This is a genomic window from Amycolatopsis sp. NPDC004772, assembly GCF_053601215.1.
Map to the genome: position 1 here is coordinate 1 of NZ_JBSGBK010000144.1, position 13,667 is coordinate 13,667.

13 protein-coding genes and 1 rRNA gene are annotated in these 13,667 nt (G+C 72.6%); 3 read left to right on the top strand and 11 right to left on the bottom strand.

Features of this window, described 5'->3' with window-relative positions; all coding sequences use genetic code 11:
* The coding region (locus ACWEF6_RS41495; protein WP_449687971.1) for an aspartate/glutamate racemase family protein at positions 1–568 on the top strand (568 nt) is incomplete at its 5' end.
* Positions 569–658: 90 nt separating this feature from the next.
* Positions 659–1,924 carry an alginate lyase family protein gene (locus tag ACWEF6_RS41500; protein WP_449687972.1) on the top strand — a complete coding sequence of 422 codons (1,266 nt, stop codon included), beginning with the start codon at positions 659–661 and terminating at the stop codon, positions 1,922–1,924.
* 67 nt (positions 1,925–1,991) lie between these two features.
* Here the strand turns inward: ACWEF6_RS41500 and ACWEF6_RS41505 are convergent, their stop codons facing one another.
* From ACWEF6_RS41505 to ACWEF6_RS41550, 10 genes are all read right to left on the bottom strand, one after another.
* Positions 1,992–2,942 carry a copper transporter gene (locus ACWEF6_RS41505; protein WP_449687973.1) on the bottom strand — a complete coding sequence of 317 codons (951 nt, stop codon included), beginning with the start codon at positions 2,940–2,942 and terminating at the stop codon, positions 1,992–1,994.
* Positions 2,939–4,123, bottom strand: coding sequence for a putative cytokinetic ring protein SteA (steA, locus tag ACWEF6_RS41510; RefSeq protein ID WP_449687974.1), 1,185 nt, complete (start codon positions 4,121–4,123; stop codon positions 2,939–2,941). The genes ACWEF6_RS41505 and steA overlap by 4 nt, the downstream gene beginning before the upstream one ends.
* Positions 4,124–4,221: 98 nt before the next feature.
* Positions 4,222–5,397 (bottom strand): DUF1266 domain-containing protein, encoded by a 1,176-nt coding sequence (locus ACWEF6_RS41515; RefSeq protein ID WP_449687975.1) that lies wholly within the window; start codon positions 5,395–5,397, stop codon positions 4,222–4,224.
* Complete coding sequence (locus tag ACWEF6_RS41520; protein WP_449687976.1) at positions 5,394–6,380, bottom strand: zinc-binding alcohol dehydrogenase family protein; 987 nt, start codon at positions 6,378–6,380, stop codon at positions 5,394–5,396. The genes ACWEF6_RS41515 and ACWEF6_RS41520 overlap by 4 nt, the downstream gene beginning before the upstream one ends.
* 68 nt (positions 6,381–6,448) lie before the next feature.
* The gene (gene recN / locus ACWEF6_RS41525) at positions 6,449–8,230 is read right to left on the bottom strand and encodes a DNA repair protein RecN (RefSeq protein ID WP_449687982.1); all 1,782 of its coding nucleotides are present in this window, start codon (positions 8,228–8,230) and stop codon (positions 6,449–6,451) included.
* Positions 8,231–8,321: 91 nt separating this feature from the next.
* On the bottom strand, positions 8,322–9,248 hold the full coding sequence (locus tag ACWEF6_RS41530) for an NAD kinase (RefSeq protein WP_449687977.1): 927 nt from the start codon (positions 9,246–9,248) through the stop codon (positions 8,322–8,324).
* The gene (locus ACWEF6_RS41535; protein ID WP_449687978.1) at positions 9,245–10,072 is read right to left on the bottom strand and encodes a TlyA family RNA methyltransferase; all 828 of its coding nucleotides are present in this window, start codon (positions 10,070–10,072) and stop codon (positions 9,245–9,247) included. The genes ACWEF6_RS41530 and ACWEF6_RS41535 overlap by 4 nt, the downstream gene beginning before the upstream one ends.
* 5 nt (positions 10,073–10,077) lie before the next feature.
* A complete protein-coding gene (locus ACWEF6_RS41540) occupies positions 10,078–10,275 on the bottom strand; it encodes a hypothetical protein (RefSeq protein ID WP_103347425.1) in 198 nt (65 codons plus the stop codon).
* A gap of 17 nt (positions 10,276–10,292) precedes the next feature.
* Positions 10,293–11,258, bottom strand: coding sequence for an HAD-IIA family hydrolase (locus ACWEF6_RS41545; protein ID WP_449687979.1), 966 nt, complete (start codon positions 11,256–11,258; stop codon positions 10,293–10,295).
* Positions 11,251–11,778: a hypothetical protein gene (locus ACWEF6_RS41550; protein ID WP_449687980.1), complete on the bottom strand. Its 528-nt coding sequence runs from the start codon at positions 11,776–11,778 to the stop codon at positions 11,251–11,253. The genes ACWEF6_RS41545 and ACWEF6_RS41550 overlap by 8 nt, the downstream gene beginning before the upstream one ends.
* 39 nt (positions 11,779–11,817) lie before the next feature.
* Between ACWEF6_RS41550 and ACWEF6_RS41555 the strand changes: the two genes are divergently transcribed.
* Positions 11,818–13,455 carry a hypothetical protein gene (locus tag ACWEF6_RS41555; protein WP_449687981.1) on the top strand — a complete coding sequence of 546 codons (1,638 nt, stop codon included), beginning with the start codon at positions 11,818–11,820 and terminating at the stop codon, positions 13,453–13,455.
* 121 nt (positions 13,456–13,576) lie between these two features.
* On the opposite strand, the gene rrf is transcribed toward ACWEF6_RS41555, so the two are convergent.
* A 5S ribosomal RNA gene (gene rrf, locus ACWEF6_RS41560) occupies positions 13,577–13,667 on the bottom strand; the annotation flags it as partial.

Here is a 13,667-nt window from a genome sequence, read left to right on the forward strand (position 1 = left end):
GGAGATCCCGGTGACCGTCGGGGTCAGCACCACGATGCCGTGGGCCCGGAGCGCGGCCCCCGGCGCCCGCGGGGGGCGGGGCGGGCGGGGCCCCCACGGCCGCGAGGGCGCGCGCGAGCTGCTGGACGTCCCGGTCGTCGACATCACCGAGGCCGCCGCGCACCTGGCCTGCCTGCTCGGCCGCCGCTACGGCGTGGTGACCACTTTGGACCGGACGTGCGGGCTGATCGAGGACAGCCTGCACGCCGCCGGAGTCGCGCAGAACTGCGTCACGGTCACCGGCGCCGGGCTCGGCGTGCTGGAGCTGACCGACGAACGCCGGACGGAATCGGCGTTGCTCACCGCCGGCCGCCGCGCGCGGGACGCCGGAGCGGAGGTGCTGGTGCTCGGGTGCGCCGGGATGACCGGGCTGGACCGGAAGATCGCGACGATGCTGGACATCCCCGTCATCGACGGCGTCGCCGCCGCGGTCCGCCTCGCGGAATCCCTGGTGGCGCTGGGGTTGCGGACGAGCCGCGCGGGTTCGTACGCGCGGCCGCTGGACAAGCGGCGCACCTGGCCCGATTGACACCTGCCTTCCGGGAACGTCAGAATCCCTGCAGCCGTACCGCCGCCCGGTGACGACGTGGGGATTCGACGTCCCCGGAAGGCGGTCCACGTGCGAAGAGTTCTCGGCGCCTTGGCGGTTTCGGCGAGCATGCTGCTGGTCCCGGTGAGCGGAACAGCGGTGGCTGCGTCCCCACCCCACACGATCGTCACCGACGGCGCCAAGCTCGCGAACATCAAGCAGGCGATCCGCGGCGGCCACGCGACCAAGGCACAGCGGGACGCGCTGAAGGCCGTGCTGGCCAAGGCGGACACCGCGCTCACCGACGGGCCGTGGTCGGTCATGGACAAGCCGTCCGCGCCCCCGAGCGGCGACAAGCACGACTACACGAGCCAGGCGCCCTACTGGTGGGCGAGCCAGCCGAAAACGCCGGAGAACCCGCAGGGCTGCCCGTACGTCAGCAAGGACGGCCAGCGCAACCCGGAAGCCGACGCGATCACCGACCACACCTACCGGATGTGGGCGTGGGACGCGATGTACTACCTCTCGCTGGCCTGGTACTACACCGGCGACGCGAAGTACGCGAAGCGCGCGGCACTGGACATCCGGACGTGGTTCCTCGACCCGGCCACCAAGATGAACCCGAACATGACCTACAGCCAGATCATCCCGTGCAAGGACACGGTCAGCGGCACCGGGATCATCGACTCGACGCAGTCGTTCAGCCAGCTGATGGACGCGTTCGCGCTGCTCGACGGCGGCGCGCCGGGCTGGACCGGGAAGGACCGCGCGGGGATCAAGGCGTGGCTGACGCAGTACCTGAACTGGATGCAGACCAGCCCGCAGGCCAAGCTGGAACTGGCCGCCACCAACAACCACGGCACGTTCCTCGACATGCAGAACGCGACGATCTCGGCGTACCTGGGGCACCGCGACGCGGCCCGCAAGATCGTGCTCGACGCCGAGCGGAAGCGATTCGGAGTCCAGTTCGCCGCGGACGGCAGCCAGCCCCTGGAGCTGTCGCGGACGATGTCGTGGCACTACGTCAACTTCAACCTGACGGCGTGGGGCCGGCTGGCCGAGGTCGGGAAGAACCTGGGGGTCGACGTCTGGAAGTACCGGGCGGCGAACGGCGTGACCCTGCGGAAGGTGGTCGACCAGCTGATCCCGGGCGCCCTGCAGGGGGCCGCGGCCTGGCCGCACCAGCAGATCGGCGTGTTCGACCAGTCGATCGCGGCGGACATCTTCCACGCGGCGGCCGAAGAGGCCCATGACACCGACGCGGCCGCGGCGCTCGAGCGGATGCCGTTGCCGGCCGGCGGCGACACCTGGCCGGTGCGGGTGTCCTGCTTCCCCCTCGACCCACCCCTGCGGTAAGGCCCTCGTGAGTGGTAAGGAGGGTTCTAACCCGCCTTACCACTCACGACGAGCCGCGGCAGAGTGCTCAGTTGCCGGCCGGTGCGGTGACGCCGGGTGCGGGCGCCTGGGCGTTGCCCGCGACGCCGTAGCGGCCGGCACCGCCGTCGAGCTGTTCCTTCAACGCCAGGATGGTGCTCACCCGCCCGGCCGACGTGTCCGCATTGTCCACTGTGGACAGGATCGACGTCGCCGAGGTGTCCGCCCGGACCACGCCCAGCGCGCCGGTGCCGTCGGCCGAACCGGCGTCACCGGCGAGCACCGCGCCGGCACCGCTGCGGTCGAGCTGGGTCGCGAACCGGGCGATCGTCGCCGCGCGGTCGCCCGCGCCGTCGCCGGTCGCCTGGGCACCGGTGAGCACGACGGCCAGCTGGGCGGGCTTGACGTCCGGCCCGGCCTTGACGAACCCGCCGTCGGTGAGCCCGCTCAGCGCCGCCGCCAGTTCCTCGGGCGAGGACTGCGGTTTCGCCGTCGTCTTGTCCAGCAGCAGCACCGAGCCGAGCAGCGCGCCGGCCAGGGTGCCCGAGTCGCCCGCCGTCGGGAACTTCGAGCCGGCCGGCTGCAGCCGCGTGACGACGTCGCGGAGCTGGTCGGCCTTCTCCGGGTCGGCGAACGCCGACGTCAGCTGGACCTCGCCGGTCACCGCGGCGCCGGCCTGGGCGACCAGCTGCTTGAGCGCGTCCCGGTCGGCCGGGCGCGCGTCTTCGGTGGTCACCAGCACCACCGACCGCTTGTCCAGCGCGCCGGCGACGACCTTCGGGCCCATCGAGCCGGCGAAGGCGTCGGCGTCGGTCAGCCGGGCGTTGAGCGCGTTGCGCTGGGCCTCCAGGTCGGCGACCTGGCTGCCGAGGTCCTTCTTCTCTCCCGCGAGCCCGGACAGCAGCGTGCCGTTGAGCGCGGTCGAGCCGAGCACGACGCCGACGGCCAGCGCGAGGAAGCAGGCGGCGATGGAAACGACGTGGTAGCGCAGCGAAATCACGTGAACAATCCCTTGACCCAGGCGTAGAACGAATTCCAGGTGCCCTTGAGCCAGTCGAGGTAGACCGAGCCCACATCGGACACCAGCAGGGCCGCGGCGACCACCACGACCGCGGCGAGCACGAGCAGGACGACCGCCCCGATCGACACCCGGTTGCGGTGCAGCGTGGCCACCGCCTTGCCGTCGACGAGCTTCGTGCCCAGCTTCAGCCGCGTCAGGAACGTCGACGGGTTGGAGCCGGACCGGCCGTGGTCGAGGAATTCGCGCAGGGTGGCCTGGAAGCCGACGGTGACGACCAGGCCGGCGCCGTGCGCGTCGGCCAGCAGCAGTGCGAGGTCCTCGGCGTTGCCCGACGCCGGGAACGTCACCGCGCCGATGCCGAGGTCCTGGATGCGCTCGACCCCGGGCGCGTGGCCGTCCGGCGCGGCGGGCACGACGACCTCGCCGCCGCCGCGCAGGGTGGCGGTGCCGATCCCGGTGGGGTCGCCGACGACGACGTCCGGCCGGTAGCCCTGCACGCGCAGGGTGTCCGCGCCGGCGTCGACACCGATCAGCACCGGGCGGTGCTCGGCGATGTACTTCTTGAGCTTCTTGAGGTCCTCGGCGTGCCCGTTGCCGCCCGCGACGACCAGCACGTGCCGGTCCCGCAGCGGCACCTTCAGCTCGGGGACGCCGACGCCGTCGAGGATCAGGGTGCGCTCGCGGCGCAGGAACTCGATGGTGTTCGCCGAGAACGCCTCCAGCTGCGTCGACATCCCGGCCTTGGCCTCGATCATCTGGTCGGCGACGCTCTCGGCGGTCTGCTCGATGCCGGAGGCGATCTGCCGCTCTCCGATGTAGACGATGCCGTCGAGCAGGCGCAGCTTCGTGCCGTCCTTGATCGAGCGCAGCAGCTCGCCGCCGACCGAGTCGACGAGCGGGATGCCGGCCGCGACGAGGATCTCGGGTCCCATGTTCGGGAACCGGCCGGAGATCGACGGCGACGCGTTGACCACGCCGGCGACCTCGGCGTCGACCAGGGCGTCGGCCGTCGCGCGGTCGAGGTCCAGCTGATCGAGCACGACGATGTCGCCGGGACTGATCCGGCGCAGCAGCTCCCGGGTGCGGCGGTCGACCCGGGCGACCCCGGTGATCCCCGGCAGGGGTTCTTGATTCCGCGTGAGCAGACCCGTGAGCTTCATGTGGCCGATGGTGACAAATTTGCTCGTGGGACGAGGTACGCCACGCCGTAGCTGCTGTGACTCGTTGTGGTGAGCCCGGTCGCCCTCCCCCGCGCGGGTCAGGCCTCGGACTCCTCCGACAGCGAGCCGAAATCGAGGTTCAGCCAGGGGCTCGCCGGATCCTGAAGGAGCAGGTGGTGGACGCGCACGGCCGCCGGGTACCACTCGCCGAACTCGTCTTCGCCGGCGTGCAGCACCCGGCCCATGACGTACCCCGCCGACAGGTCGGCCCATGACTGGTGGTAGCGGCGGGCCAGGGATCCGGCTTCGAGCACCATCAGCTCGGCGCTCAACGCGTCGCAGTACCCGGCGGCCAGCCCGGCGCGGGCGATGGTGACCGCGCGGCCGACGTCCCAGGACAGCGCCGTCGTCACGCAGCCGTCCGCGTCGACCAGGCCGTCGGCGCGCAGCCGCCGCTCGTACCGGGACACCCGGCGGACGGTCTCCCTTAGCTCGTCGGCCTGGTCCGCGGCGTCGTTCTCGGTGCACCACCGGTCCACCAGCTGCGCCCAGGTCAGCGGATCGAACTCGGCGCCGGGCAGCCCGTACTCGGCGGCGAACCGCAGGCGCAGCATGAGCACCAGGTTGCCGGGGGTCAGCGCGTAGCCGTCGCCGATCAGGTCGGTCATGGTGGCGCGCCAGCCGGGCGGGTCGGCCACGCCCCACCAGTCCCGCAGGCTGCGCACCTCGGCGACGTAGTCGTGGTAGCGGCCGTCGAGGAGGTTCCAGGGCGCCGCGTTGAGCACGGCCAGGTGCGCACCGCAGGCGAGCGCGTGCGCGATGGGCCCTTCGAGGTGCCCGTACGGCGCGGTGATCAGCCGCTCGACCTGCTCTTCCAGCGGCGTGACGTCGTCGGGGTGCGCGTCGAGCCACGGCTGCAGCGTCGCCCCGGCCAGCCGCCACTCGCCGCGGGTGCCGCGGTTGAACACGACGCGCTCGTGCCGCCCGACGCCGTCGACCGCCCAGTCGAGCGCGCCGCTCATGGCCACGATGTCCGGGCCGAAGTCCGGCAGTGCGCCGCGGGTGAAGACCTGCAGGAACTCGTCGCCGCCGGTCTCGAAGTAGACGTTCGGGAAGGTCTCCGCCCGCTCGTCGAGGATGCTCCGGGCGTCCACCCGCCGGATCGGCACGAACAGCTCCTCGCCGGCGAGCAGGCCGAGGTAGCGGTCGAGGTCGCCGTCCCGCCGCGCGGCGGCGAGCTGGGCTTCGACATCGGCGGGCGGCGGCAGGATCACGGTGCGGCTCCCTCCGCTCGGCCGGTCAGCACGACGAGCTTGCCCGCCGTCCGGTTGTGCTCCAGGTCGTCGTGCGCCTGCCGGATCTCCGCCATCGGGTACACCTTGACCGGGCCGAGGCTCGCTTCGCCGCGAGCGATCCGGTCGAGGTGACGCTGGAGCACGGAGGCCGGCAGGTCGTCCGCCTCACCACCATAAGCGGTCAACCGGACCCCAGCGGGAAGGTAGCCGATCGGATAGAAGTTCGAGATCGTCCATTCGTTGGACAACATGCCGGCGAAGCAGACCGTCCCGTGCACGCGGGTGGCGTTCAGGGTGTCCGGCAGGGTCGGCGTCCCGACCAGTTCGAGGGCGGCGTCGACGCCTTCGGGGGCGATCTCGCGGACCTGTGCCGCGACGTCGCCGTCGTCGAGGAGCGGGTGGTCGACGCCGTGTTCGCGCAGGGTTGCGAGCCGTCCGGGCTGCCGGGTGGTCGCGAAGACGGTGGCGCCGAGGTCTTTCGCCAGGGTCGCGGTGGCGAACCCGAGCGCGGACGTGCCGCCGCGGATCAGCAGCGTCTGGCCCTTCTGGAGGTCGAGGCCGGTGGTGAGCGAGCCGTACGCGGTCTGCAGCGTCTCCGGCACCTGGCCGATGACCTCCCACGGCAGGTCGCTGTGGAACGGGATGACCTGGTTTTCGGGCACGAGCGTGTATTCGGCGTAGCCGCCGTCGAAGGTGCGGCCCATGCCGCCCATCATGGTGGCGACCTGCTGCCCGGGCGCGAAGCCGCCGCCGGCGTCGACGACCCCGACGGCCTCGATGCCGGGCACACGCGGGAAGGTGACGCCGTCGGCCAGCCCGAGCCGGGTGTGCAGCTCCGAGCGGTTGAGGCCGAACGCCTTCACGGCGATCCGGACCCAGCCGGGTTTCACCTCCGGCAGCGGCAGCTCGGTGAGCTCGAGGTTTTCGACCGGACCGGGTTCTCGGAGTACCACCGCGCGCATCGGGATCCTTTCGCCACCTGCAGTCGTCACGACAACTGCCGGGAGGCGGGGAGTATTTCCCCCGGCGCCTACTTCTTCTTCGCCGCGCGCTTCTTCTTCGGCTCGAACTCCGTCTTGTCCTTCTCGGCCGTCGCCAGCAGCTCCTCCGCGTGCGCCCGGCCCGTCTCGTTGTCCATGCCCGCGAGCATCCGGGCCAGCTCGCTGACCCGCTCGGTCTGGCTCAGGTTCTTCACGCCGCTGCGCGTGACGCCGCCGGTGTGGCCCTTGTCCACCACCAGGTGCTGGTCCGCGAACGCCGCCACCTGCGGCAGGTGCGTCACCACCAGGACCTGGTGCGTGCGCGCCAGCCGGGCCAGTCGCCGGCCGATCTCGACCGCCGCGCGGCCGCCCACCCCGGCGTCGACCTCGTCGAACACCAGCGTCTGGACGGTGTCCGCGTGCGCCAGGACCACCTCGATGGCCAGCATCACCCGCGACAGCTCACCGCCCGATGCGGCCTTGTGGACCGGCAGCGGCGGGGCGCCGTCGTGCGCGCGCAGCAGCAGCTCGACGTCGTCGACGCCGTCCGCGCCCGCGTGCACCGCGCGGCCGTCGATGGTCAACGCGTGCGTGTCACCGTGTTCGGCGGGGCGCTGCTCGACCGTCACCTCGATCGCCGCCTGGCCCATCGCCAGCCCGGACAGCTCCCGGGTGATCTCCGCGGCCAGCTCGGCCGCCGCCTTCTCCCGCGCCGCCGACACCTCGGCCGCGTGCGCGGAGAGCTGGATCGCCAGCTGGTCGCGCCGCAGCGCGAGCTCGGCGAGCGCTTCCTCCGAGGTGTCCATCGACTCCAGGCGGCGCCGGGCGTCGTCGGCCCAGGCGAGCACGCCGTCGACGTCCGCCGCGTACTTGCGGGTCAGCCGCTTGAGGTCGGCCTGGCGGGCCAGCACCTTCTCCAGCAGCGCCGGGTCGGCGTCCAGCGTCTCGACGTAGGTGCCCAGCTCGGCCCCGACGTCGGAGAGCAGCACCGACGCCTCCTCCAGCCGCGGCGCAAGCTCGCGCAGCACGGCGTCCTCCGCCGTCGAGAGCCGCCGCAGCGCCTCCCCGACCAGGCCCAGTGCCCCCGGCGCGTCCGGGTCGCCGTCCGGGGAGCCGGACACCGCGACGTGCGCCTCGGTGGCGGCGGCACGCAGCTCGTCGACCGCGGCGAGCCGCTTGATCTGCGCGGTGAGCTCGTCGTCCTCGCCCGGCTCCGGCGCGACGGCGTCGATCTCGGTCAGGCCGTGCTTGAGCAGGTCGGCCTGCTGGGCCATCTCCCGCGAGCGCGTCGACCGCTCGGTCAGCTCGGCGATCACCGCCAGCCACTCCGCCCGGATCTCCCGGTAGGCCTGCAGCGGCTTCGCGACGGCGTCCCCGGCGAACCGGTCGATCACCGCGCGCTGCTCGGCCGGCCGCAACAGCCGCAGCTGGTCGTTCTGCCCGTGCACCGCGATCAGCTGCTCCGACAGCTCCGCCAGCACGCCGACCGGCACGGACCGGCCGCCGAGGTGGGCGCGGGACCGCCCGTCGACGGCGACCGCGCGCAGCGCGATCACGCTGCCGTCCTCGTCCACGTCCGCGCCCGAGTCGGTGACGATCCGCTCGGCGCCTTCGACGCCGGCGTAGGTGAACCGTCCTTCGACGAACGCCTTGAGCATCCCCGTCCGGACCTTGGACACCTCGGCCCGGCCACCGGACAGCAGGTGCAGCCCGGTGACGACCATGGTCTTGCCCGCACCCGTCTCACCGGTCACGACGGTGAAGCCCGCGTGCAGTTCCAGCAGGGCGTCCTCGATGACTCCGAGGCCCTGGATGCGCATCTCGGCCAGCACGCCGCCTACGGTAGCGGCCACCACCGACACTCTGCGCGCCCGGGACCCCGGCGCGTCGCCGATGTGTTCGAACGAATCGCTGAACGGTGGGTCACTCGCAGGGGCGCGCGTGCCGCTCGCGCCAGCTCTTCACCGGCAGCGAGAACTTCTGGACCAGGCGATCGGTGAACGGGCCGTCCCACAGCCGGACCAGCCGCACCGGCGTCTTGCCGCAGGTGACACGCACCCGCGCGCCCGGCGGCAGGTCGATCGGGCGGGTCCCGTCGCAGGTCAGCACCGCCGACGAGCCGTCCGGGTCGATCCCGACGGTGATCACCGAGTCCCGGGAGACGACCAGCGGCCGCGCGAACATCGCGTGCGCGTTGCTCGGCACCACCAGCAGCGCCTGGACGTCCGGCCAGATGATCGGGCCGCCCGCCGAAAACGCATACGCGGTCGAACCCGTCGGTGTGGCGCAGAGCACACCATCGCAGCCGAAGGCGGACACCGGACGGCCGTCGACCTCGATCAGCGCGTCCAGCACCCGCTCCCGGGTGCTCTTCTCGACGCTGGCCTCGTTGAGCGCCCAGGTGCGGGCGACTTCCGCGCCGTCGTGGGTGACGGTGACGTCGATGGTCATCCGCTCTTCGACCTGGTAGTCGCCGTCGACGACCCGCTGGACGGTGTCGGCGAGGGCGTCGGAGTCGGCTTCGGCGAGGAAGCCGACGCGCCCGAGGTTCACGCCGAGCACCGGCACGCCGGCCGGGCGGGCCAGCTCGGCCGCGCGCAGCAGCGTGCCGTCGCCGCCGAGGACGAACACCAGCTCGACACCGTCGGCGGGGTTGTCGTCCGGGTCGACGACCGTGCAGGTCGCGCCGACGCCGTGCTGTTCGGGGTTGATCAGCGCGCAGACGTCGTGCTCGGTCACCCGGATCCGGATGCCGGCCTTGGCGAAGCGCGCCGAAACCTCGCGCGCGGCTTCGCCGGTCGCTTCGCGATCGGGGTGCACCATGAGGAGCACTTCACGTTCGGTGGTCATGCGGGCCCTTCCTCGACGGCGGTCCGGACGAGCCGCTCGGCCTCAGTCCTGTTTACCGCGTCCACAGTGGACTCGGCCACGTGGGTTTTCTTCAGCCACACGAAGTACTCGACGTTCCCGGACGGTCCGGGCAGCGGGCTGGCGGTCACCCCGCGCAGCGCGAGCCCGAGTTTCGCGGCCTCGTCGATGACGGTGAGCACGGACTCGGCGCGCAGCCCGGGGTCGCGGACGACACCGCCGCTGCCGAGGCGGTCCTTGCCCACCTCGAACTGCGGCTTCACCATCGGCACCAGGTCGGCGCCTTCGCGCGCGCAGGCCGTGAGTGCGGGCAGCACGAGCTTGAGGGAGATGAAGCTCAGGTCCCCGACGACCAGGTCGACCGGCCCGCCGAGGTCGTCGGGCGTGAGGTTGCGGACGTTCGTGCGATCCATGACCACCACCCGTTCGTCGGTGCGGATCCGCCAGTCGAGCAGGCCACGACCCACGTCGGCGGCGATCACGGCGGCGGCGCCGTGGCGCAGGAGGACGTCGGTGAAGCCGCCGGTGGACGCGCCGGCGTCGAGGCAGCGCTTGCCTTCGACGCTCAGCTCCGTGAACGCTTCGAGGGCGCCGAGCAGCTTGTGGGCACCCCGCGAGGCCCACCCGGGGTCGTCTTCGTCCTTGACGACGATGGGGGCGTCGGACTCCACGCCGGTGGCCGGTTTGGTGGCGACCATCCCGCGGACGGTGACCTTGCCGCCGGTGATCAGGGCCGAGGCTTGCTCGCGCGACCGTGCGAGGCCGCGCCGGACCAGTTCCGCGTCGAGGCGGGCCCGCTTGGGCACGCCGATCAGACCTTGTCGATGCTGGACAGGGCGACCGTCAGCTCGGTGTGCACGGCGTCGAAGCGCTCGACGTGCTCCGCGAGCGGCAGCGCGTCCAGGTCGTCCAGCCCGGCGACGGCTTCGTCGATGCCGGCCCGCGGGTCGGTCGCTTGCGAGAACGAACCGGGCGGCGGGCCCGGGACGGGGAAGGGGTGGTCCTGCACACCGCAAACGGTATCAGTCAGGACAGTTTCGCCTTGGCGCGCTCGCCGAGTTCGGTGACGCCGGTCTCCCACGCCGTGTGGCAGAGCGCGCGGAGCAGGTCCAGCTCGTCGCCGTCACCCTCGGCCGTCAGGGTCTGGTTCTCGACGGTCACGGTCCAGCCCGGCCGCGGCCCGATCTTGAGGTCTTCGGCCCGCTCGGTGAGCGCGGTGAGGTCCTTCGCGAGGTAGGTGCCGCGCTCGGCCGGGACGGCCTCGATCAGCTGCTTCGGCGTCGCGACGCCGGAGAGGACGACGAGGGAGTCGATGCCCGCGGCGACCGCACCGGCGATGTCGGTGTCGAGCCGGTCGCCGACGACCAGCGGGTTTTGCGCGCCCGCCGACCGGGCGGCGGTCTCGAACAGCAGCGGCTGGGGCTTCCCGGCGATCAGCGGCTCGACGTCGGTGGCGGTGCGCAGCGCGGCGACCATCGACCCGTTGCCGGGCAGGAGGCCGCGCTCGCTGGGCAGGGTGGCGTCGACGTTGCAGGCCACCCAGAGCGCGCCGGCGCGGATGGCCAGGCAGGCTTCGGCGAGCGCGGCCCAGGTGTTGTCGGGCGAGTGCCCCTGGACGACGGCCTGGACGGTGGGCGTGTTCTCCCGCACTGGCTGGAGACCCGCCTGCGCCACTTCGGCGGCGAGCGACTCGGTGCCGACGACGAGGACCTCGGCGCCGGCGTCCAGGCGTTCCTTCAGGAGCTGCACGCCGGCTTGGGCGCTGGTGTGCACCTCATCGGTCCCGGCGGGCACGCCGAGGCCGGTGAGGTGCGCGACGACCTCGCCGGGGGCCTTGGAGGCGTTGTTCGTGACGAACCGGATGGGGGTGCCGTGCTCCCGCGCGGCCCGCACCGTCTCCGGGGCACCCGGGATGACCCGGGTGCCGTGGTAGACGGTGCCGTCGAGGTCGAAGAGGACCGCGTCGTAGGCCGCGAGGAGGGCGTCACTCATCGGTGTCTTCGTCCTCGTTCTCCGCGTTCACCGTGTTCTTCACGTCCTCGGTGTTCTCCGCGTTCGACAGATCGGCGGCCCGCTCGGCGGCGTCGGTCTCGTCTTCGGCATCGGCCTCGGAAGCGTTGAGGAACCACTGGATGGCCTCGTCCTTGCGCCCGGCGGCCGCGAGGTTGTCGGCGTAGGCGTAGAAGAGGCGAGCGCTCCACGGGTCGCGCTTCTCGGCCTTGAGGTCGTCGCCCTGCAGCGAGACGACGGCGGCATCGAGCTGCCCGAGGTCCCGCCGCGCCCCGGCCGCAACGATCGCCAGCTCGACCTGGGTGGCCTTCGTGAGCTTCGCGGTGTCGACCTCCTTCGCGAGGTCGAGGGCCCGCTCGGGACGCCCGAGAGCCCGCTCGGCGTCGGCGATGATGGCGATGTGGTCGTCGCTGCGCGTCATCCGCCGGACGGCCCGCAGCTCGGAGAGGGCCTCGGACCAGTTGCCGGCGTGGTAGGCGACCAGACCGAGGGCCTCGCGCACGATCGGGACGCGCGAGGCCTTGGCCTTGGCGTACTTGGCGTGCTCGAGGGCGGCCTCGGGATCGCTGTCGATCAGCCCCCCGGCGGCGACGAGGTGCTTCCCGACGGTCTCGGCCAGCCCCTTCGGCAGCGTCCGCAGCTCACGGCGGGCTTCCTCGTCGAGGTCGGAGAACTCGACGTCCTCGGGCAGCTCGGGTGCCTCGAGGAGTTCCTTGGCGAGAGCTTCGTCATCGAGCGGCGCGCCGACCTTGGGCCGCGGGTTCCCCCGCGGACGGTCTTTGCGCTCACCACGGTTCTCACGGCTGTCGTCCCGGCGCTGGAAGCTGCCACGGTCACCGCGGTCGCCCCGCGAGTCGTCATCGCGCCGCTGGTAGCCGCCCCGCTCGCCGTCACGACGGTCCCGGTCGTCGGACCGGCCGCGGTCATCCGAGCGGAAGCTGCCCGAGCGGGAGCCGCGCTCGTCATCGCGGCGCTGGTAACCGCCCTGCTCGCCATCGCGACGGTCCCGGTTCTCGGACCGGAAGCCGCCACGGTCATCGCGCCGCTGGTAACCGCCGCGAGACTCGTCCCGCCGGTCGCCGCCACGGCCCCGGTCCTCGGCGCGAGCGCCGCGGTCGTCATCGCGCCGATCCCGGTCGTTCGAGCGGAACCCACCCGTGCGGGGGCCGCGGTCGTCGTCGCGCCGCTGGTAGCCGCCACGGGAATCCTCGCGCCGGCCACGGTCATCCGAGCGGAAGCCACCCGTGCGGCCGCCGCGGTCGTCGTCCCGACGCTGGTACCCGCCCCGCGAGTCATCCCGCCGGCCCCGGTCCTCGGAGCGGAAACCGCCGGTGCGGCCGCCGCGGTCGTCGTCCCGGCGCTGGTACCCGCCCCGCGAATCGTCCCGCCGACCCCGGTCGTCCGAACGGAAGCCACCCGTGCCCCGGGAATCGTCGCGGCGGTCACGATCGTCCGAGCGGAAGCCACCGGTCCGAGTGCCCCGCGAATCATCGCGGCGGTCGCGGTCGTCGGAGCGGAAACCACCCGTCCGAGCACCACGCGAATCATCGCGGCGATCGCGGTCGTCAGAGCGGAAACCACCCGTCCGGGTGCCGCGGGAATCGCCGCCGCGCGGGCGGTCGTCCGAACGGAAGCCGCCCGGGCGGCCGCCTCGGTCGTCGTCGCGGCGGTTTTCCCAGCGAGGCTTGCGGTCGCCGTACGAGGACTTGCCCTGGGGACGGCCCCCACGGTCGTCGAAGCTGCGGCCCGGGCTGTCGCTGCGGGTGCCGGAGCGGCTGTTGCCCCGGTCCTCGTAGCGGCTGCCCGACCGGCCGGCGCCCCGGTCTTCGTAACGGCCGCCGCCGGAACGGCTCGGGCCGTCGGAAAAGCGGCCGCCGCCCGAGTCGCGGCTGCCGTAGCCGCCGCGGCGGTCGTCGCGGTCGCTGAAGTTGCGGCCGCCGGTGCGGCTCTGACCTGCGTATCCTCCGCGCTGGTCGCGGTCGCGGGGACCGTCGCCGCCGCGGAAGGGCTTGCCGCCGCCGCGAACCCCGCGGTCGTCGCGGCGCGGCCGGCCCTGGTAGCCGCCGTCGCGGCCGCCGCGGTCCTGCCGCGCGCCGCCCTGGTTCCTCCGGGGTCCGTCCGACCGGCCCCGGGAGCCTTCGTCCCGGCGTGCCGACCGGCCGGACCCATCAGCGCTTGAGTCTCGTCGACCGAACTCGGACACCTGGCCTCCTGCCGTGAAAAAAATCTTGTCCTGGACATACGCGTACGGCCCGCTAGGGCAGCCAACTGGCTATCCTAACGGGCCGTACGGAAGGTAAGTTCGGCGGTGTCCTACTCTCCCACAACCCTTCGGTTGCAGTACCATCGGCGCTGTCAGGCTTAGCTTCCGGGTTCGGAATGGGACCGGGC